Here is a 20,715-nt window from a genome sequence, read left to right on the forward strand (position 1 = left end):
TAATAATCCAATATAAACGGTATCCAGCATATAAATTACAGCATGTAATATAAACTACAGAATTAAACAGAGGTTAAGCAGTCGCTAATTCTTCCTTCAGGAATATGGCTGTATAGCTTTGCTTCGCTTTGGCCACTTCTTCGGGCGTGCCCTGGGCAATAATTTGTCCGCCCCCGCTTCCCCCTTCCGGCCCCAGGTCAATCACATAATCGGCCACTTTAATCACATCCATATTATGCTCAATAATCAGCACTGTATTGCCTTTATCGGCCAGTTTGTTAAGCACATCGAGCAGGTGCTGAATGTCCTGGAAGTGCAGGCCGGTAGTGGGTTCGTCGAGGATATAAATGGTTTTGCCTGTATCTTTCTTCGATAGCTCCGTGGCTAATTTTACCCGCTGGGCCTCCCCACCCGATAAGGTAGTGGCATGCTGGCCAAGGGTAATATAGTTAAGCCCCACATCGTTCAGCGTCCTTACCTTGCGCACAATTTTTGGCTGATTTTCAAAGAACTCCACCGCCTGCTCGACGGTCATATCCAGCACATCGGAAATAGATTTGCCCTTAAAGCGGACTTCGAGTGTTTCGCGGTTGTAGCGCTTGCCCTTACACACCTCACACTCTACATGCACATCGGGCAAAAAGTCCATTTCAATCACTTTCAGGCCGGCACCACCACATTCCTCACAGCGCCCTCCTTTAACATTAAAGGAAAAGCGACCTGGCTTATAGCCCCGTATCTTGGCCTCCGGCAGCTCAGCAAAGAGCGAACGGATTTCGGTGAACACACCGGTATAGGTAGCAGGGTTTGAGCGCGGGGTCCGCCCAATGGGCGACTGGTCTACTTCTATTACTTTATCCAGATGCTCCAAACCTTTAATAGACTCATAAGGCATCGGGTCTTTATTGGATTTATAAAAATGTTTATTGAGCAGCGGATAGAGTGTTTCGTGAATGAGCGTAGATTTGCCACTACCACTCACGCCGGTAATACAAATCATCTGCCCCAACGGAAGCTTCAGGTCAATACCCTTTAAGTTGTTACCGCTGGCATTTTTCAGCACTAATGATTTTCCGGACCCTTTGCGGCGCTTTTCCGGCACGGCTATTTTGCGGATTCCCTTGAGGTAATCGGCTGTTTTGCCGCCACTCTCCAGGAATTCATCAGGCGCACCTTTCGCCACCACTACCCCGCCGTGGCGACCCGCACCCGGGCCAATGTCCAGAATATAGTCGGAGGCCAGCATCATGTCTTTATCGTGCTCCACCACCAGCACCGAATTCCCTAAATCGCGCAGGTCCTGCAGGGCTTTTATGAGCTTTACGTTATCGCGCTGATGGAGGCCTATACTTGGCTCGTCGAGTATGTACAATACACCTACCAGCTGGGTACCAATTTGGGTAGCCAGCCTGATACGCTGTGCCTCACCACCGGAAAGCGTTTTAAGCGGGCGATTCAGGTGTAAATAATCGAGACCTACTCCTAAGAGGAAGCGGATTCGCTTACGAATTTCCTTCAGCACCTCGGTCGCAATTACCTGCTGCCGCTCATTTAACCTGCCTTCCAGTCCTTCGAACCAGTCGGCCAGGCTTTGAATATCCAGCATAGCCAGTTCGGCAATATTTTTCCCGTCAATGAGGAAGTGCAGCGATTCTTTCTTCAGACGCGCCCCATTACACTCCGGGCAGGGAACGGCAAGGGTAAAATCTTCCACCCAGCTGGCCATCTTATCGGAGCCTGACTCGCGCTGTTTTTCCAGGAAAGTGATAATGCCCTCGAACTTTGTATTCCAGTTAGATCCGGGATACTTTTTCGATTTTACCTCTACCGGAATATTATCACCATACAGCAGCACGTCCAGCACCTCATCGGGCATATTCTTTACCGGTGTACTCAGGTTTACCTTATAGTGTTTAAGGATGGACTGAATTTTCTTGAATATCCAGATATCGCGGTACTCGCCCAGCGGGGCAATGGCGCCCTGGCTAATACTGAGGTGCTGGTTAGGAATGATAGATTCCCGGGTGATTTCTTCAATCGTACCCAGGCCATTGCAGCTAGGGCAGGCACCGTAAGGGGAATTAAAGGAAAAGGAATTTGGCGCAGGCTCATCGTAGGAGAGGCCTGTTTTAGGGTCCATCAGGAATTTGGAGAAATGATGCAGCTCTCCACTATCGGCATCCTGCACCATTACAAGTCCATTGCCATGTTTAAGTGCTTCGGTAACTGACTGGCTCAGGCGAAAGCGATCTTTCTCCTGCACTTTTATCCGGTCAATTACTATTTCGATGTCGTGGATTTTATAGCGGTCGACCTGCATTTTGGGCTCAATGTCCTGTATCTCCCCGTCGACCCGCACCTTGGTAAAACCTCCCTTTCGAATTTGCTGAAACAGCTCACGGTAATGCCCCTTCCGGCCTTTTACTACGGGAGCCAATATTACCAGCTTTGCTTCATCAAAGCTGTGCAGGAGGTGGTTAATAATCTGGTCTTCCGACTGCCGCACCATTTTCTGGCCACTCAGGTAGGAGAACGCCTCCGACGCCCGGGCATAAAGCAGGCGCATAAAGTCATAAATTTCGGTAGTTGTACCCACGGTGGAGCGGGGGTTGCGGGAGGTGGTTTTCTGCTCAATAGAAATGACCGGGCTTAGTCCGCTGATTTTGTCCACATCGGGCCGTTCCATACCGCCCATAAACGAGCGCGCATAAGCAGAGAAGCTCTCCATATAGCGGCGCTGGCCTTCGGCATATATGGTATCGAAAGCAAGGGATGATTTACCACTGCCACTGATACCGGTAATAACTACCAGCTGGTTACGCGGAATGGCTACATCTACATTTTTGAGGTTGTGTTCCCGGGCACCAAAAATTTCTATATAAGCTTCGCCCGTCGGATCAGGGGCTTTGGTTGGTTCGGGTATATCGATTACCGCTGTGGATTTGGTCTCTTTTTGTTTACGCATATTCAATTACAAATATAACAGGATTCCTCCTTTTCGTCCTGCAGGCTGGGCTTATTGTCCTAAGCAGATGATCCTTAAAATGTTTCACTATGGAGCAGCTGCCACCAAAACACCCAAAGGTGATAACGCAATAGGGGCTAAGATAATTCTCTTTTCCCGGAAGTGAAGGCACATTATCTGATAAGGATAACGGCAAACCCTGTTAAACAGAAAAGAGGCCCCTTGTCGGCAGCCTCTCCTGAAATTATTGTAGCAATAAACTGCTTTCACAGCCCGTGCTGTCAAGGTTAGAAGTTTGGAGAAAGCAAGTACTTACTGTAGAAATCATCTATCACTTTTACGGCTTCGGTAGGCGTATCAACAATGTTAACCAGGTCGAGATCTTCTGCATTTACATTTTTCTCATTCGTGAGCATAACCTCGCGAATCCAGTCAAACAGGCCAGACCAGTACTCGGTTCCTACCAGCACAATAGGGAAGCGCCCGATTTTCTTCGTCTGGATAAGGGTAAGCGCTTCGAAGAGCTCATCCATGGTACCAAAGCCACCGGGCATTACAATAAATCCCTGGGCATACTTTACAAACATTACCTTGCGTACAAAGAAGTGGTCGAAGGTGATGAGCTTATCGCGGTCAATATACTGGTTATCGAACTGCTCGAAGGGCAGAATAATATTAAGACCTACCGACTTGCCTCCTTCATTATAGGCCCCTTTGTTCCCCGCCTCCATAATACCTGGTCCGCCACCGGTAATTACACCATAACCATGACGCACCAGCTTGGCAGCAATTTCTTCGGCCATTTTATAGTAGGGGTGGTCTTCCTTTGTTCTGGCAGAACCAAATATAGATACACATGGACCAATTTTTGCCAGCTTTTCGAAGCCTTCCACAAACTCCGACATTACCTTAAAAATGGCCCAGCTGTTGGAGCTCTTGATCTCGTTCCAGTCCCGGTCAATAAAAGCCTGGCGAATAAGCTGATCTTCTTCTGAAGCCTTTTTCACTACCGGCACCTCTTCTTCCTCGAGTGCACTGGCAGGCATATTGCTCTTGCGCATTTTCTTGGTCTTGGTTTCAGACCGCTCGCTGCTTCCGCTTTTCTCTATTTTACGCTCATGCGCCTCTTCTACTGCCGTTTTTTTCTCCAACGGGTGCTTAGGCTCTTTACCAGCCTCCTCTTTCTTGCTGATTGGGCGGTTATCTACCTGGTTGCTGGCTTTCTTTTCCGGAATTCTCTCTTCTCCGTTCGAAGCAATATCTTTACTGCCGCTAGTACCGGCCGACTGGTTCTTCTTTAAATTTTCTTTGTCGTTTTCCTTCATAAATAAAAAATCTGTTATTTTCAAAAATCTTCAGCCTCGCAAATTAAGGCTTTTTTCCGGTAAAACAAACCTCTTACAACTTTATGTCTTAGTCCAGCAGCTGCCGGAGGGCCGGGCGCAATCCTTCATACTGAAAGGCATATCCTGCGTTTTCAATCTTTTCTGAAGACACCCTCAGGCTTCCCAGCACCATACCCGCCCGCTCGCCCATGGCTAGCTTTATACCAAAGGCAGGCACGGCAGGAACAATAAACGGTTTGTCAAGAACCCCGGCCAGTATCTCCATAAAACGTTCATTGGTTTCCGGTTCCGGCGCCACAGCATTATACACCCCTTTCATGCTACTATCTTCTATGGCTTTTATAATAATGCCGCACAAATCATCGATATGAATCCAGCTCATGTACTGCCGGCCACTTCCCAGCGGTGCAGCCAGCCCAAAGCGACTGGGTTTTAATAACTGCGGCAAGGCTCCTCCTTCTGTACTTAACACTACCCCTATCCGCAATTTTACCAGTCGTATCCCTAAGCTCTCTATTTTATCAGCCTCAGCTTCCCATGTTTTACACACCTGCGCCAGAAACTCCTGCCCGGCCGGACTACTCTCATTTAGCCAGTGAGCGCCGTTTTCATCGCCATAGTAGCCAATTGCCGAGGCCGAAATAAATCCCTTTAACTGATAGCCGGTAGTTTTAAGCTCCTGAAAAAGCAGCTGCGTAGATTCGCTCCGGCTCTTTATAATGGTTTCTTTATACTCCTTACTCCAGGAGTGATCGGCGACCGATGCGCCTGCCAAATGCACCACGTAGTGAGCACTCTCCACCGCACCCGGCTCTATCATTCCCTTTGCCGGATCCCACAGGAAGGCTTTTACTTCACCGTCGGAATTTCGGCTACGGCTGAGGTGAGCTACTTTATAGCCCTTTTCGAGCAGTAGGGCCGTAAGCCTGCTGCCAAGTAAACCGCTTCCTCCGGTAATTAAAACTTTTGTATGCATGTTTATAAGTAAAGATAAACGATTTGACAGCTAATTTGCTCCTACATTTGTAGGATAAGTAACCAACGGTAAAATATTATGTTTTTTGTACGTTGTAAACTTCCTGAAAACCATTACCCTATTTCTATGAGAGCTTTAGCCAGCAGCCTTCTGCTACTCCTGGTCATCCTGCAGCATCTGCCACTCCAGGCACAGGAAACGACTTATCGCAAAGAAAAAATGAACGTTATGGGCCAATCCTATTCCGGCTTTAGTGTGCAGGTACCATACAGTGAACAAAGAAGTAAAAAATACCTGATTAATTATCTTGAAGAAGAAGGGAAGGCCCGGGAAAAAAAGAACTTTATTGAGATAAAGGAAACCTACTGGAAAACCAAGGACGATCCTACCACTGTATATGCCCAGGTAAATGGCGACAGTACCCAAAGCCGTCTGTGGATTGGCTATTCTGCGGAGGCTGATGAAGCTTTGATTGGCGCTATTCAAAGCCAGATGGAAAGCCTGCCCTTTATCCTGCACAAGCAGCACCTGCAACACCAGATCAAGGAAGCCGAAGATGCCGAAAGCTACTTAAGCAAGGAGCTCCGGAATACGCAGCGCGATGGAGAGAGGCTTCAGCGAGACCTGGAACGTAATGCTTATGAAAAGGAGCGACTGGAAAAGGAGCTGAAGCAAAATGCAGCCGACAAAATTGCCCTTGAGCAGGGCATTGCCAACAATAGCGAAGAACAGAAAAAAAAGAGCAAAGCTCTCTCGGAGGTACAAAAACAGCTCGAATACCTGAAGGAAAAGCTTTCCCGGCTGTAGAAAAAAGTCCGGAACAGCACATAAAAAGAGGCGGCCCCACAAACAGGAGCCGCCTCTTTTACTGATCGGCTGACAATTACTGATTACTGTTTCATAAAGCGCATCGTCTTTATCCGTTCTCTGGCCTCATTTTCTATCACCATCAGGTAGGTTCCTCTTACCAGCTGCATTTCCTGCAGGTCGAGGCGAAGATTTTGACCTGTACCTGCCGCCTGGTAACGGTTACTATGAATTCTTCTACCACTCATATCCATAATCGTGAGGGTTACAGCCTCCTCTTCCAAACCATTTAACTGAAGGTTAATAATGTTACGGGCCGGGTTTGGATACAGACTTACAGCCACCGCCTGCGCACTCTTTCCATCGCCCGACAGGCCATCGGTACTTCTCTTACCCGCTCCAGCCATGGCGGCTTTTTTCGCCTGCTCCGGCTGGTGATACAAAGCCGAAGCCGGAATTGCCTGCTTGTCAAAGCCAGGACCTTTCCATTGCACTTCCAGAACTTCCAGCTCTTCATGTTCATAATAGGCTAGTCGAATAGGGTAGTAACCCGCTTCCAACTGCACACTGCCTGCTTTTTCGGCCGAAGCATGCCACCCATCATTATTAATTAACAGCTTATCATTGATAAAGAGCTTGCTGCCGTCGTCGGAGTTCAGGTAAAAAGTGTAGTAACCTGCTTTTTCAATCTGGATCCAACCTTCATATACAAAACCAAAGTGGTTGTCTTTTTCACGAGGCTCAAGACTAAAGTTAGCGATTACGCCACTTTTCGCAGCCTTTAGGCGGCTGAAGTCAGGCAGCTGGAACCATGCATTGTTTTTAGACTCCTTATTCTCGTAATAAGTAAAGGCAAGGCCTGCCGACATTCCGCTCCTGTTGCCGCTTCCCGGCTCCCTATACAGCTTCTCTGCCGGAATTTCCTGCAAGTTTACGCCCGGTCCTTTATAAGACGCAAAGAGCTTTTCATTTCCTGAATTCTCAAAGTACTCTACCCTTATCTTGTGCAGGCCGCTACTAAGTTCAACATCATTATATACCACCTTACTTTTATGTACTCCATCATTATTTACCACGAGGCGGTCGTTGATATAGATCTTACTGCCCTCATCTGAATCGGTATAAAAGAAGTAAGTACCGGCCTCGTCAATATCAATATATCCCTCGAAGGTAAAGGCGTAGAAATCGTCCTGCTCCCGGGGCGAAACAGATATTTCATCCACCGTTCCTGTTTTTACCGGGCTTAAACCAGAGAAATCAGGCAAGCTACTCCAGGGGCGGCTTGGGGCAATTTCATAATAAGCATAATGCAAACCCCGCTCCATACCTTCAATATTACCATCTTCCTCCTCATCATCGCTGCCCTCGGCCACCGCTGCCGGCAATACCCTCAGCTTCATTTCATCTGAGTCGGACTGGCCGGTACTGGCAGTTGCAGTAAACCGGAAGGTATATACCCCTTCCCGAAGATTACTTATCTCCAGATTAGCTGTTTTATTACTTTTAACTGTAAGAGAAGGGCCACTCACCTTTTCCCAACGGTAAGATTTTGCCTGACAGTTAACAAGCGAAACACTGCCATGAATCACCATGTTGCCATTCAGCGGAAGCTCCACCTCATCATCCTCTCCGGCATAGGCGGTAATGCCTGTCTCCTTTTCCGGCGCTGGCTGTACCTTCACCTTCACTTCATCACTACCGCTCGCCCCATCATTATCCTTTACCGTAAAGCGGAATGTATAGTTACCTTCCTGCAAACTACTGAGGGTAAGACTTGCCGTGGAAGCTCCTTTCATGGCAAGGGATGGGCCACTGATTTTCTCCCAGCTGTAAGCAACCAACTCACCATCCTGGTCTTTACCACTGCCTTTCAATACCAGTTTCTCTACCGGGAGTGTAACGGAGTGGTCAGATCCGGCCTTTGCTACGGGTGCCTTATTTTCTTTCTCCTCAGGCCTTACCATCACCTTTACATTATCACTTGCTTCGGCTCCACCATTATCTCTGGCGGTAAGCCTAAAAGTATATGTACCTTCCTCCAGCTCTTTCAGCTGCAGCATCTTACTTTCTTTGTCCTCCATCTTTACAGATGGTCCCTCTATTTTTTCCCACTTATAGCTAACAATATGACCATCCTTATCAGAGGCACTACCTTCCAGGCGGAGGCTGTTATCGGGCAGGGTAGTGGCTTTGTCTTTCCCTGCATCTACCACTGGCGCTACATTTTCTTTTTTCTCAGCCTTTACCACCAGCCTTACCTCATCTGCCCCTTCGGCACCGCCATTATCTTTAGCTGTTAGCTTAAACGTATAGGTGCCTTCTTCCAGATTCGATAGCTTTAGGGTACCGCTCTCTTTACCTTCCATTTTTACCGAAGGACCACTCAACTTCCTCCAGGCATAGCTCACTACTTTTCCATCACTATCAGAAGCGCTGCCTTTCAGCTGTACACTACTTACAGGAAGAGTCACGGACTGGTCATTACCAGCATTTACATCAGGTGCTTTGTTCGGCTTAAATTCTTCCTTATCCAGGTCTCCGTTTTTAGAAAACTGCAGCATCCAGCCATATATATCGCCCAGGCTGCCATCATACACATCATTCCAGCCCCAGTGAGCCTTCCCTTTCATTATCGTTAGCTTTGCCTTTGGTTCAGGCGCTGGCTTACAGTTATTGTAGGCATTAACAATATTTTTTGAACCGTTAATCGACACTACCTGGTCTCTGTCGCCATGGAAGGCCCACAGCGGCACATCACTATAGTTACAGGTTTTACTCGGGTCCCCGCTACCTGCAATAGGCACCACAGCAGCAATCTTATCTGAGTGCTGCTCAAGGTAGTCTACCAATCCCATAGCCCCCATACTGAGCCCCGTCAGGTATACCTGGTCCTCATCAATATTATACTTTTGTGTGGCGAACGCTATAAACTCGTCAAGCTCATGCACACTCCAGTAGTCATCTGTTTGGGGAGAAAGAACTACAAAGGGAAAATCCTTTCCATTATTAATTTCCCTGCCAGGGCCAAACTTTACAGCCTGGTCGAGCTGACTCTGCCCGTCTCCTCTTTCTCCGGCTCCATGCAGAAAGATAAGGAGCGGAAATTCCCGGGAGGAGCTTTTAAAATCATTGGGGAGATACTCATAAAAACCATATGGTGCAGAAGTCGAACCCAGCCGTCTGGCTTCGTGGGAGCCCTGGGCAAAAGCGCTGCCGAAACTACAGGTCAGCAACAGTAAAAAGCTTAAAGAGGTAAAAATTGTCTTTTTCATAGGTCTTAAAAAAATTAACCCGATATTGTACTTTTATTAGTATCACAAAATACCCTGACTCACTTATGAGTAAGGAGGTGCCGTGAATTACCTAATTAAAATCCATTAAGTCAAGTATTTAAGACACTTATTTGAATAAATTACGTTTAAACACCAGTAAGGCCCGTTTAGCTTAAAATATTATTTTTCAAATAACTATACCCTAAATTATTGTGGATTTTTTCCACACCTGCTGAAGATTCACCCTTAGCAGAAGCCTTCCTGAAGAGCATTTCCGAAGCAGAAAGAACTATAATTATAGAGAATGCTATTTTTGATTCTATTATCCAGAAATAAAATACATTTTTGGAATGCACTTTTACATCTTAATTATCGGTAAAAGTGTAGAAATTTTCCACAGTATAGGAAAAACGACTTATTTTCCCATAAAATCACCCCGGGTGCCAACTTCAAAAAGAAGTTAACCAAAGCAACAATGCCAAACCGGCTGATGCAAAAAAAAGGACCGAACACATCCTGCACCTGCCAAACCTGAGAAAAGCCGTAAAATAAAAGAGACCGCCCGAATGAGCAGTCTCTTTTATCAGGATTGAAGCTGGTTTAAAAAATTGCGTACGAAACACCTACACTAATGTCTCTTCCTTTTTTGTACTGCTGGAAAATATACTCCTCTCCTTTAAACTTGTGCACAAACTCCGATGCCGGGTTAAGAATGTTGGAAATGCTTAATTTGGCTTTCCACCTTTCCGCCATTGTACGCGAGATATTAAAGTTTAAAGAAGGCGCAGGCTTTTCATATACATCTTCGCCCGGAGCATACTGCGATACGATAGACAGCCTTTCGCCCTGAACGTTATAAGCCAGGTTTACCTCATAACTTTCGTTCTGATAAGCCATAAAAGCATTGATAATGTAAGGCGACTGTCCGGCCATAGGGCGGGTGGCCTCCATGCCGGGGTCGAAACGCTGCTTAATCGCCAGCTCTGCCGCCGCAATGGACACTGCCGACTGCACCAGTGTAAGATTGGTACCCATGTTTACATTAGCCAGCTTTTCATGGATAAAGCCCATGTTTTTCTTTGCCTCTACTTCCAGCCCATAGACACTGGCTTCGCCAACATTTTTCCAGGTTAAAAGCGGGTTCACCGAAAGAGGCACAAAAGTAGCCTCAATAGGACTGTGGAAATTCTTGTAAAAAACGCTAACAGAAAGGATTTCAGAAGGGCGAGGATACATCTCCCAGCGGACATCCACATTATCTACCAGTGTACGCTCCAGCGTATCGTTACCCACATAGCTATAGCCTCCTACAAAGTCGAATGACTGGTACGGCGCCACCTCCCTAAAGCTCGGGCGGGCAAGGGTTCGGCCATAGGCAGCGCGCAGGTTCATATCTTCGCCCAATTGGTAAGTAAGATTGAGCGATGGCAAAATATCCAGGTTATCGATCAGCTTTTTGTTTTTCAACGCTCCGTACTGGCTCTTCAGCTTTGGATCGTCGGCCGCAAAGCTGGTAAAAAAGATATTGGTTTTTTCTACCCGGGCCCCTGCCACTGCCCGAAGCTGCTCTGTAAGCGGCAGGTCAATCATCACATAGCCGGCGCCTACCGATTCCGTTGCTTCATAATTATTCCGGGCATCATAAGCATCATACACATACACCCCTCCGCTGTTCTCTCTGGTCCAGATATTCTCGTCCGACACATGCTCCTCCGGATCGCCCCCGAACTGCGTGCGGTCCGAGTCGAAGCGATACTGGAATTCGCGGAAGCTCCGGTCTTTGAACACATAGGCTCCTCCAAACTGGAACTTCGCTTCCTGGCTCCACAGCTGAAAAGGAAGGGTTAAGTCCAGTTTATTATCGAAGTTGAACTGATTGAGCGTTCTTGTATAACGGGTAGGAGGCTGGCCAATAGAAGGCTCTATGCGCAGGCCGCGGCTTTGCACGCCGTAGTTGCCATAGGTAAAGAAGCGCAGGTCCGGCTGATCCATTTGCGAAAGCGTGTAAGAAGAAATCCATTCTACCCGCAGTCCTTCACCGCCATTTAAAGCATGCTCGCCTTTAAGCTGAAAGGAGCTTAGCGAACGTTCTTCAAAAAGGAGGGTGTTGGTGTAGTAATCCATCTGCCCGTCGCCGGTTACTTTCAGGCCATTCAGCTGCCGGCCTTCTTTTGCACCGCTTTGGTTATGCAGAGCAGTAAAGCCTATTTTACTGAAATTATTCAGTTTAATGGAAGCGCCCAGCATACCGCTCCACAAAACGTTTTCTACCCCTCTTGCATCGCTCAGGTTAATTTCTTCGACTAAAGAATTAACATTGGCACTAACACCGGACTGGGAAAAACGGCCGTACTTTCCCCCTTCGTAAAAGTCAAAAGATCGGGAATAGCTCAGGCTGGCAAGGTAGCCCACTGGTTTTCCAAAGAGCTCCTTCTGGTTACCTACGGAAAGGGCAAATTTATGGTCGAGTGGTGCTGCGCTCTGGCTAGGCACCCACTCTTTATTAAAGGATTTTGTAAGGGACGTCAGCTCTTCGGCTGCCGCATCGTTGGTATAGCTACGGGCAGGAATGGCCTCCCGGTCTTCCACATCAATAGCCTGAGGAAAACTTCTGGTTCCGTCGTCAAAAGCCAGAAAGTCGAGACTTCCTCCTTCGTATGTTAAAAAATTGTTATTAAAGCTGGCCTGTGTATTATAGCTTGTAGAGGTTGATAACTGGAAAGTAAAGTCATCAGGAAAGTCTTTTGTTTCCACATCAACATAACCACCTGTAAAGTTGCCGGACAGGTTAGGCATAAAGGTTTTATATACTACGATGTTGCTGATGAGATTAGCAGGAAAAAGATCCAGCTGAACAGAGTTGCGGTTCGGGTCAAGCCCCGGTATATCGGCTCCGTTTAAGTTCGTTTTACTGTAGCGGTCGCCAAGGCCCCGGACATACACATACTTGCCTCCTTCAACGGAAACTCCCGTTACGCGCTTCATGGCAGCCCCTACATTACTGTCGCCTGTGCGGCTGAAGGCCTGGGAAGAAATGGCATTGAGCATATTGGCTGACCTTTTCTGTACTGTCAGCAAACCCACATCTGAGTCGCGCAGCACTTCGGCCTCCACTACAACCTCCTGAAGCTGGGTGGTGGCATCGGAAAGTCGGACCACCGGAACAACGGTTATTTCTCCATCCTTTACTGCTACTTCTTTTATTTCCTGAGGATTAAAAGAAATAAAGGATACTTTTAACGTATAAGTGCCGGGCGCTACTTTTATAGTATACTGGCCGTCGAGGTCGGTGGTGGCCCCGGTGGTGCTTCCTTCGACCATTACCGTTGCACCAATCAGCGCCTCGCCGGTAGCCTCTTCTATAACCTGGCCCCTGATAGTTCCGCTTTGTGCCATAGCCGCAAAGGCACACAAGAGCATAAACATTGATAAAACTGACTTTTTCATTCGATCCCGATTTTTTTGTTATGCAAATTTACGGCTCGGGACCGCCGGAGCTTCAAAATGGCCTTTATTGAATTATTATAAATAAAAGCCATTCTTAACACTGAATTAACAAACTTTATTCCCTTAAAAATAAAGAAGGACTAACCTTCCGGCCAGCCCTCCCTCGGGATCCAATAAGGTCAGTCTTACTGGACATGTTGCGACCACTCGGTCCAGCCGGCATGCCAGGGGGTTTCGGCTGCTGGGTCAAAAGCACCTATAAAATCGACTGTGGTAAAGAAGTCTCCTTCTACTACGCCCGCACCGGAAACATCCGCAGCAGGAAGGAAGAGACTGTTAAATTCAGGGTCTAAGGTAATGTTATCGGCAAAACCTGCTTCGGCAGATAAGTCTGTTCCAGCGTTGGCGCCTGTGGAAAGGACGATGTATTTCGTAGCATCGTTACCTGCCACATTGTGGAAAATGTTGTTACGAATAGCCAGCTCGCCCATCACAAAGCGGTTATAGCTATCTTCTCCCGACTCCAAATCTTCTACCTGGATACCTTCGCTATAGTTCGCAAAAATGGAATTTACATAAGTACCGGCCCCATTATCCTGGAATACCAGCAGGGTGTTGGCTCCGCCGCCTACATAAGTGGCATTGGCAATTACCGGCATGGAGTAGGGCTCGCAGGTTTCGCAGTCCGAACTGCCTCCATCATGCTCCCCGCCTTTATCGCCCTCTGTATCCTGGTACACGAACCAGAACTGGTTTTTCCCTCTCCAGCCCTGGTCATAGTCCATTCCTTCATCGCCATTGTAGGCCGATAGCAGGTATTTGGTATTTACGGTACCGCCAAACCACTCAAAACCATCATCTTTATTAGAGATGACCTCCACATGCTCAACAGTAGTACCGCTGCCTACACCACCCAGGGTAAGGCCATTAATTTCGTTTCCTGCACCAATTTCAGTACCCCCATGGCGAATGGACACATACCTGAGTACACCAGAATTATCTGCATCATTTGTGCCTCCATAAATGCCCCTGGTTTCCTCTACCGGTATACCTTCGATTCCGGCTTCTCCCGCCTGGGTGGTAATGGATGCATTTCCTAAAATCATCAGTCCTCCCCAAAGGCCGCGGGCGGTAAGAGGAAGGGTGCTTTTCACCTCACCGGGTTGAATTTCATCTTCCAGGGCAGTAAAGATAATCGGCTCCTCAGCAGTACCTTCGGCCATTATTTTACCACCACGGGCCACCACAAGAGCACTTGCCCCGGAACCAGTACCGGCAGTGCCTTTAATAATAGTGCCCGGCTCAATGGTAAGTGTCTGCCCTTCGTTTACAAAAACGAGCCCGGAAAGAACGTAGATGTTATTTGAAGTCCAGGTGGTATTTCCTACCCCCTCTTCGCTCGACTCCACCACAATGGTATTAACAGGAGTAGCGGTAGCCGTTACTGTTACATTGGCGGATGCTGTTCTTTCCTGATTATCTGTTACTGTAAACACCAGCTCGTAAGCATCCCCTTCTGCCGCATCTGCGGGCAGGTTAAAGTCATAAGAAACTACCTGGGTATTATCATCTGCTACAAAGTCGACATTTCCTTCCGCATCGCCGGACACTTCTATGGATTTGATGCCAGCTTCAGCATTTACACTCAGGTCAATATTAGCCACTCCTCCCGGCTGCTGTTCCACCGCCGGATTTACCGCCTCAATTTCAGGCGCGGCAAAGGCAGGCTCAGTTCCTTCGTCATCACAAGCTGTGAAAAAGCCAGGCCCCATCATCAGCATTAATAAAAAATACGCATTCAGTTTTTTCATCTGTTTGAGTGTTGGTTTTAAAGGTCTCTTAAACAAGCCTTAAAGCATTTCTCTGCAGGAGAAAAAGTTCTGCCGGCTCGTTTCATGTCTAAAATAAAAGGTTTACTTTGGTTCCTGATTCTGTTACAAAGCTGCAAAAAAACTATTACCTCAAAGCGTAAAGCCTTTTAACTTATGGTTAAAGTAAAGCAGGAGGTGTTACGGAAAAATTAAGTAGCCTTTGCTGGGCCGGAGCCCGATTTAACAATCATTTAATAAACCTTTTGTACGATGTCTTCACCTTCTGATTCCCAGCCCGATAAGCCGGCCCTTCAACTTGCCCGGCAGCGCATTACACCCTATGTTCACCAGACCCCTGTGCTGACCAACCAAAGCATTAACCGAATGGCAGGCGCTCAGCTCTACTTCAAGTGCGAAAACCTGCAAAAGGTAGGCGCTTTTAAAATGCGTGGAGCCGCCAATGCGGTTTTTTCGCTCGAGGAGGCAGAACGGCAAAAAGGAGTGGCCACCCACTCCAGCGGCAACCATGCCCAGGCCCTGGCCCTCGCTGCCCGACAGGCTGGCATTCCGGCTTACATTGTAATGCCCCAAAATGCGCCGAAGGTAAAAGTAGCTGCGGTAAAAGAGTATGGGGCGGAAGTAATTTTTTGCCAGCCGACTTTACAGGCCCGGGAAGATACGCTGGAGGCTGTGGTGGAACGGACCGGTGCTACTTTTATACACCCTTACAATGATTACCGGGTAATTGCCGGCCAGGCTACCGCTGCCATGGAGCTGTTCGAGCAGATAGCCGAGCCACTTGATATACTCATCACTCCTGTGGGTGGCGGAGGATTACTCAGCGGCTCTGCCCTTGCTGCACACTACTTTTCCCCCGGCACCAGGGTGATTGCAGGAGAACCTGCCGGGGCTGACGATGCCTGGCAATCGCTGCAGGCCGGAAAGCTCATTCCCCAGACGGGCCCCAATACGGTGGCAGATGGCCTCCGCACCTCCCTGGGCGAAAAAACTTTTGCCCTCATACAGGAGCATGTGCAGGAAATCATCCGGGTTTCGGAAGAGGAAATTATTGCGGCCATGCGCCTGATTTGGGAGCGCATGAAGGTAATTGTAGAGCCTTCGGCTGCGGTGCCCTTAGCCACTGTTTTACAAAGCAAAGAGCACTGGAAGGGTCAGCACATCGGCCTGATTTTTACCGGCGGAAATGTAGACCTTGAGCAACTGCCCTTTTAGGTGGTTTTAAAATAGTAGCAGCAGTAAGTAACTGTAGACTGGACAGTCAATCCATCGCACCTGGCTTTTAGTAAAAGGGCAATGTTATTACTTTTACCCCAAAATACTCCCTGGCTTTAACCGCTGAAGGGGCAAATCAACTATTTTCCCGATTGCTGCGTTCTTAAATAAAGAAAACAGCATTATGAAACAGTTCCTATATATCCTTTGTCTCCTTAGTCTTGCCGCCTGCTCTCCCGGAGGCATTCCACAAAACGATGCACCAGCCTCCCCTAACCTGGTAAGCCAGCAGGAGGGCGATGGAGAAGAACATGAGCTCATTATCCTTGACCCAGGCTTCCAGACCTGGAAAGCTACCTATGCACGACCTGTAAGTTATTATTCACCCTCTTACTATGAGCGTTGGAATGAACGCTATGTCAGGTCCTGGAACGAAAAAGTTGATCTGCAACCCATGAATGGTTCACTCGATTATCCTTTTCAAAACAGAATTGACTATAGCCCGATGGAAGATTACGGGCTTGAACTCAACTATGAGCTGTTCTGGTACTTCCGCTACATCGAATCTTTATACGGCGACCGCTATAACTTTCCGAACTAAGCCGGCTACTCTCTTAAAATAAGTAAAAGACCCGCACTAGGCTGGCTGAGAAGTTTGTATCTTTGTCGTGCCTAATGGAACAAACCTTTCTGCTTTCCAACACAGCAGCAAATTCCATCGGTTTTTAATCATTGCAGCATGAAATTCGAAGATTACGCCATCTCTCCCCAGATTAAAAAGAGCCTTGACAAAATGGGTTTTAAACGCCCTACTGATATTCAGTACAAGGCCATTCCGCCCATATTAAAGGGAGAAGATGTGCTGGCCATCGCCCAGACCGGTACTGGTAAAACAGCGGCCTTCGCCATACCCGTGCTGCACCTTTTGCACGAGCGAAAGAAATTTCAGCGCAAAGAAGGAATCAAATGCCTGGTTATGGTGCCGACCCGCGAACTGGCCATCCAGATTACGGAGGTATTTGAACAGCTGGGACGTCATACCCGCGTTAATACCATGTGCGTGGTGGGGGGCATGGACCAGGAGCCGCAAATTGCACAGCTCGAAAAGGGCATCGATATACTGGTAGCCACTCCAGGCCGTATGTTCGACCTCGTGAGCCAGGGGTTCATCCGGCTCAACAAAGTAGAAATACTGGTACTCGACGAAGCCGACCATATGCTCGAAAAAGGCTTTCTGATGGATATACGCCAGCTGATCGCCCAGTTACCCCGCCACCGGCAAACTCTCTTCATTTCGGCTACGATTGATGAGAAAATAAAAGAGCTAGCCTATTCTCTTGTTCGCCGCGCTATTCGCATTCAAATATCCCCTAAAGACCGGGTATCAAAAAACGTGGACCACACGGTTGCATTTATTGAAATGGACGATAAGCGCTTTTTCCTGGAGCGCCTGGTAAAGGAAAAGCCCGACAGTAAAATGCTGGTTTTTGTCCGCACCAAAGTAAGGGCCGAAAGAGTAGCGAAGGCAATGGAGCGTGTAGACATTAAAAGCCTCATTATTCATGGCGGAAAGGAACAGCAGGATCGCTTAGAGGTACTAAGGCAGTTTAAGGACAATAAAGAGCAAATGCTGATTGCCACAGACGTAAGCGCCAGAGGCATTGATATACCCAATGTTGAGTATGTTATTAATTATGATATACCCGACCAGCCCGAAAATTATGTACACCGCGTAGGAAGAACAGGCCGCGGCGTTCATAAAGGAACGGCCATTTCGTTCTGCAGCCCTGAGGAAACAGAGATGCTGGAAGCCGTAGAATCCTTCCTGGGCAAGGAAATTCGGGTACTGGAAATTGACAAGGAAGCCTATGTCCAGACCCTCGACTTAAGCGAAGAAAAGAGCACCAACTGGAAAGCCCTGATGAAGGAGGCTGATCAGGAGGTAAAAGGAGGAAAGAAACGTAAGAAGAAGTAGGCTTTTTTTGGTTAGTTGACCGTTGTTGGTTGTTGGCAGATAGTATTCAGTAACCAATTTAAAGATTTAGGAAAAGAGGTGTTTTCCCATTGTTCATGGAAGGGTAGACATGCCCTACTGTCACAAACAACCAGCAACGATCAACAAAAGTTACTCTGCATGCTGCATGCTCAGTACATGTTTGGCTTCGCGCACCATCTGGTTTACATAGCCCCACTCATTATCGTACCAGCTCATTACCTTTACCAGGTCACCGCCAACTACCTGCGTCATGCTCAGGTCTACTACGGAAGGACGGGAATCCTGAATGATGTCTGATGATACCAGTTCATCATCAGAAGCACCTAGTATTCCTTTGTAGCGTTCACTTTCGGCTTCTTCCCGGAAAATATCATTGATTTCCTCCACTGAAGTTTCCCGCTCCATTACCAGGTTTACATCGGCAATAGAACCTACAGGTACCGGCCCACGAATAGCAGCTCCATCGAACCGGCCTTCTATTTCAGGCACTACCTTAGCCGCGGCAATAGCTGCCCCTGTGGTGGTAGGCACAAAGTTGGCTCCGGCGGCACGTCCTCTGCGGGCTTTCTTGTGCGGCCCGTCCACCAGGTTTTGGCTGGAAGTATAGGCATGAATGGTGGTCATGTTGGCTTTCTTTACGCCAATGCGACGATTCAGAATTTCCATTACCGGCGATACGCAGTTAGTAGTGCAACTGGCGGTAGAAATAATATCGTCCTGCTCGTCCCAGGCATTTACGCCATAGACAATCGTGCGTATATCATCTTCTTTTGCCGGGGCCGATAAAATAACTTTGCGGGCGCCTGCTTTCAGGTGCTTCTCCAGGTCGGCACGTTTGGTAAATACTCCTGAACATTCAAACACCAGGTCTACCTCCAGCTCCTTCCATGGAAGCTTAGCCGGATCTTTCTCACTATAAACCGGGTATTCTTTCCCATCAATCAGCAGTTTATTTCCTTCCGCCTCCACTGCTTTCTGGTACCGACCGTAAACGGTATCGTACCGAAGCAGGTAAGCAAGGTTATCGGCCGGCACCAGGTCGTTGACGGCTACCAGATTGAGATCTTCGTTTTCCAGAATAACCTTCAGGGCCGCTCTCCCGATACGGCCCAATCCGTTTATTGCTACATTTGCCATAAAAAATCGTTTAGCTACAAAAAATATTGATTATCAGACGGTTAAAAGCCATCTCTTCTTTGTCAACCAAACACTGGCAGGCATGTTATCCGGATGCTCTAGTTTTTTTATATTTCGGAAAGGACTAAAGTGGATAATGCAGGATGACACTGCTCTCCTTAATCCTTTCCTATAGTCTTCAGCAACTCTTTGTTGGAACTTAACATTTCTTTTTCTGAATAAATGAGGTCGTTCAGCACCCTGAAAACATAGCTCAGCGTGCTTTTAAGCCCCTCGTCACTTGTCAGGTTTTGCTGAAACAATCCCTGCAAAACGACTTGTGTGCCCCGCTCATATCGCGCTACTAAATACTTCTATACAATAAATAAAAAGATGATCGGCTCTGCTCTGGAATGATAAATTCCATTCTGTTTGTCTCTCTGGTTTAAAGGACTTCCTCAATATAAAAGTGGCGGCCATTCAGCTGGACCTCTTCCCCTTTCCGCTTACCCAGCAGCTTTTGCGCCAGGGGAGAAACCGGCGAAATCATCATATATACCTCACCGTCCACTTTTAACTGTCCCAGGCTGGCCGAGAGGTAAAAGTTTCCTTCTGAGGTTCGCAGCAGGCTACCTAACTGTCCTTTTTCGTGGGTAATTTCAGGCTTAAGGCTATCCAGCACCTTCTTCAGCTTTAAATTTTCCATCAGCTGCCAGGCGACTTTATCCTGCTCCTGCCGCATCATTTCCCGGCTGGTTTCGTATTTGTCTCCCGCACTGCTTTTAGTTTCTTCATTCGCAGCTGCTTGGGTTTCCTCCATTGTTCTTGTGGCTTCTTCTATTCGTCCTGCCACCCACTGAAGGCACTGCGCATGTAGTTTTATTTTTATTTCTGACTTCATCTGTTCTTTTGTTCCGGCATGAGGGTATGAGCCTACCTTTTCTCGTCATGTTCCACATTTTAATTCCTAAAGTAAAAATGAGAAGGAAAGGTATCCTGCTACAGGAATACAATTTAGGGCGTACAGTCTGTTTTCACAAAACCAGTGCCCTGCCTTGTTACCTACAAACACCTTTCCAACTCATTTACAATAAAATATGAAAAATTTTTCTGTCTTTATGCAAACAAAACAGAGCCGGCCCGTATAATCCCTCACCAAGTAAAATAAATATTTTACAACTTTTTCTAAACATAATTTTTTCAGATATGAGATTTATATCAACCAAAACACATGGGGTAATGGATTATCTTATGTGTTTACTACTCATCGCCTCTCCCTGGTTATTTAATTTTGATGCCGGCGGCTGGGAAACCTGGATACCTGTAGCAGTTGGTGTGAGTGGCATCCTTTACAGCCTGTTCACCGACTACGAAATGGGGGCCAGCAGAAAATTATCAATGAAAACCCACCTGTGGATTGACGGGATAGTAGGTGGTTTTCTGGCCACCTCGCCATGGTTCTTTGGCTTTGCGGATTATGTATACCTGCCGCACTTATTGTTTGGTTTGGCCGAGATTGCTGCTGCCTTAACCACCCATTTAGTGGCAGACGATGAGGTAGCAACCCGTGGAGATGCTTATCACCAACACAGGGAGAGCCACTTATAGTTTTGGTTCAACAGAGAAAGATAGATTAATAAAGAAAGCCTGCTCGATTGAACAGGCTTTCTTTATTAATTTATTTGTCCCGTCCTGAAATAGCGATACACAAAAAGAAACGTTATGAGACAAGGAGAAGAGCCAGAG

The 20,715-nt window shown here is 47.4% G+C and carries 13 protein-coding genes; 5 read left to right on the top strand and 8 right to left on the bottom strand.

The window, feature by feature from the left end; all coding sequences use genetic code 11:
- Nucleotides 1–73 precede the first annotated feature (73 nt).
- The 3 genes from uvrA to F752_RS0103710 all read right to left on the bottom strand — a co-directional run bounded on the left by uvrA (nt 74) and on the right by F752_RS0103710 (nt 5,287).
- Nucleotides 74–2,965 (bottom strand): excinuclease ABC subunit UvrA, encoded by a 2,892-nt coding sequence (gene uvrA / locus F752_RS0103695; RefSeq protein WP_017730386.1) that lies wholly within the window; start codon nt 2,963–2,965, stop codon nt 74–76.
- A gap of 287 nt (nt 2,966–3,252) precedes the next feature.
- Nucleotides 3,253–4,011 carry an LOG family protein gene (locus tag F752_RS0103705; protein WP_236613976.1) on the bottom strand — a complete coding sequence of 253 codons (759 nt, stop codon included), beginning with the start codon at nt 4,009–4,011 and terminating at the stop codon, nt 3,253–3,255.
- Nucleotides 4,012–4,378: 367 nt separating this feature from the next.
- Complete coding sequence (locus tag F752_RS0103710) at nt 4,379–5,287, bottom strand: TIGR01777 family oxidoreductase (protein ID WP_017730389.1); 909 nt, start codon at nt 5,285–5,287, stop codon at nt 4,379–4,381.
- A gap of 126 nt (nt 5,288–5,413) precedes the next feature.
- Between F752_RS0103710 and F752_RS0103715 the strand changes: the two genes are divergently transcribed.
- A complete protein-coding gene (locus F752_RS0103715; protein WP_017730390.1) occupies nt 5,414–6,094 on the top strand; it encodes a hypothetical protein in 681 nt (226 codons plus the stop codon).
- Nucleotides 6,095–6,177: 83 nt separating this feature from the next.
- Here F752_RS0103715 and F752_RS25155 read toward each other — a convergent pair whose 3' ends face one another.
- The 3 genes from F752_RS25155 to F752_RS23375 form a co-directional block, all read right to left on the bottom strand.
- Nucleotides 6,178–9,366: a PKD domain-containing protein gene (locus F752_RS25155; RefSeq protein ID WP_017730391.1), complete on the bottom strand. Its 3,189-nt coding sequence runs from the start codon at nt 9,364–9,366 to the stop codon at nt 6,178–6,180.
- 600 nt (nt 9,367–9,966) lie between these two features.
- Nucleotides 9,967–12,813 carry a TonB-dependent receptor gene (locus F752_RS0103730; RefSeq protein ID WP_026135494.1) on the bottom strand — a complete coding sequence of 949 codons (2,847 nt, stop codon included), beginning with the start codon at nt 12,811–12,813 and terminating at the stop codon, nt 9,967–9,969.
- Nucleotides 12,814–12,998: 185 nt separating this feature from the next.
- The gene (locus tag F752_RS23375; protein WP_017730394.1) at nt 12,999–14,624 is read right to left on the bottom strand and encodes a hypothetical protein; all 1,626 of its coding nucleotides are present in this window, start codon (nt 14,622–14,624) and stop codon (nt 12,999–13,001) included.
- A gap of 270 nt (nt 14,625–14,894) precedes the next feature.
- On the opposite strand from F752_RS23375, the gene F752_RS0103745 reads away from it, so the two are divergent.
- From F752_RS0103745 to F752_RS0103755, 3 genes are all read left to right on the top strand, one after another.
- Nucleotides 14,895–15,857, top strand: a complete 963-nt coding sequence (locus F752_RS0103745) for a pyridoxal-phosphate dependent enzyme (protein WP_017730395.1) — start codon at nt 14,895–14,897, stop codon at nt 15,855–15,857.
- Between the two features lie 184 nt (nt 15,858–16,041).
- Entirely contained in the window at nt 16,042–16,458 is a 417-nt protein-coding gene (locus F752_RS0103750) for a DUF6146 family protein (RefSeq protein ID WP_017730396.1), read from the top strand.
- A gap of 138 nt (nt 16,459–16,596) precedes the next feature.
- The gene (locus F752_RS0103755) at nt 16,597–17,832 is read left to right on the top strand and encodes a DEAD/DEAH box helicase (RefSeq protein ID WP_017730397.1); all 1,236 of its coding nucleotides are present in this window, start codon (nt 16,597–16,599) and stop codon (nt 17,830–17,832) included.
- 150 nt (nt 17,833–17,982) lie between these two features.
- Here the strand turns inward: F752_RS0103755 and gap are convergent, their stop codons facing one another.
- Nucleotides 17,983–18,990 carry a type I glyceraldehyde-3-phosphate dehydrogenase gene (gene gap / locus F752_RS0103760; protein WP_017730398.1) on the bottom strand — a complete coding sequence of 336 codons (1,008 nt, stop codon included), beginning with the start codon at nt 18,988–18,990 and terminating at the stop codon, nt 17,983–17,985.
- A gap of 424 nt (nt 18,991–19,414) precedes the next feature.
- A complete protein-coding gene (locus F752_RS0103770) occupies nt 19,415–19,870 on the bottom strand; it encodes a GreA/GreB family elongation factor (RefSeq protein ID WP_017730400.1) in 456 nt (151 codons plus the stop codon).
- 305 nt (nt 19,871–20,175) lie between these two features.
- Here F752_RS0103770 and F752_RS23380 point away from each other — a divergent pair, with 305 nt between their 5' ends.
- Nucleotides 20,176–20,577, top strand: coding sequence for an SPW repeat domain-containing protein (locus F752_RS23380; protein ID WP_174293624.1), 402 nt, complete (start codon nt 20,176–20,178; stop codon nt 20,575–20,577).
- Nucleotides 20,578–20,715 lie beyond the last annotated feature (138 nt).

Source organism: Nafulsella turpanensis ZLM-10 (genome assembly GCF_000346615.1).
In the GTDB taxonomy this organism is placed as follows: Bacteria; Bacteroidota; Bacteroidia; order Cytophagales; family Cyclobacteriaceae; genus Nafulsella; species Nafulsella turpanensis.

Bases quoted from the DNA above. Each gene is read 5' to 3' on its own strand.
- uvrA (WP_017730386.1), bottom strand. From the start codon at position 2,965: ATGCGTAAACAAAAAGAGACCAAATCCACAGCGGTAATCGATATACCC.
- F752_RS0103715 (WP_017730390.1), top strand. From the start codon at position 5,414: ATGAGAGCTTTAGCCAGCAGCCTTCTGCTACTCCTGGTCATCCTGCAG.
- F752_RS0103750 (WP_017730396.1), top strand. From the start codon at position 16,042: ATGAAACAGTTCCTATATATCCTTTGTCTCCTTAGTCTTGCCGCCTGC.
- F752_RS25155 (WP_017730391.1), bottom strand. From the start codon at position 9,366: ATGAAAAAGACAATTTTTACCTCTTTAAGCTTTTTACTGTTGCTGACC.
- F752_RS23375 (WP_017730394.1), bottom strand. From the start codon at position 14,624: ATGAAAAAACTGAATGCGTATTTTTTATTAATGCTGATGATGGGGCCT.
- F752_RS0103705 (WP_236613976.1), bottom strand. From the start codon at position 4,011: ATGCCTGCCAGTGCACTCGAGGAAGAAGAGGTGCCGGTAGTGAAAAAG.
- F752_RS0103710 (WP_017730389.1), bottom strand. From the start codon at position 5,287: ATGCATACAAAAGTTTTAATTACCGGAGGAAGCGGTTTACTTGGCAGC.
- F752_RS0103770 (WP_017730400.1), bottom strand. From the start codon at position 19,870: ATGAAGTCAGAAATAAAAATAAAACTACATGCGCAGTGCCTTCAGTGG.
- gap (WP_017730398.1), bottom strand. From the start codon at position 18,990: ATGGCAAATGTAGCAATAAACGGATTGGGCCGTATCGGGAGAGCGGCC.
- F752_RS23380 (WP_174293624.1), top strand. From the start codon at position 20,176: ATGAGATTTATATCAACCAAAACACATGGGGTAATGGATTATCTTATG.
- F752_RS0103745 (WP_017730395.1), top strand. From the start codon at position 14,895: ATGTCTTCACCTTCTGATTCCCAGCCCGATAAGCCGGCCCTTCAACTT.
- F752_RS0103730 (WP_026135494.1), bottom strand. From the start codon at position 12,813: ATGAAAAAGTCAGTTTTATCAATGTTTATGCTCTTGTGTGCCTTTGCG.
- F752_RS0103755 (WP_017730397.1), top strand. From the start codon at position 16,597: ATGAAATTCGAAGATTACGCCATCTCTCCCCAGATTAAAAAGAGCCTT.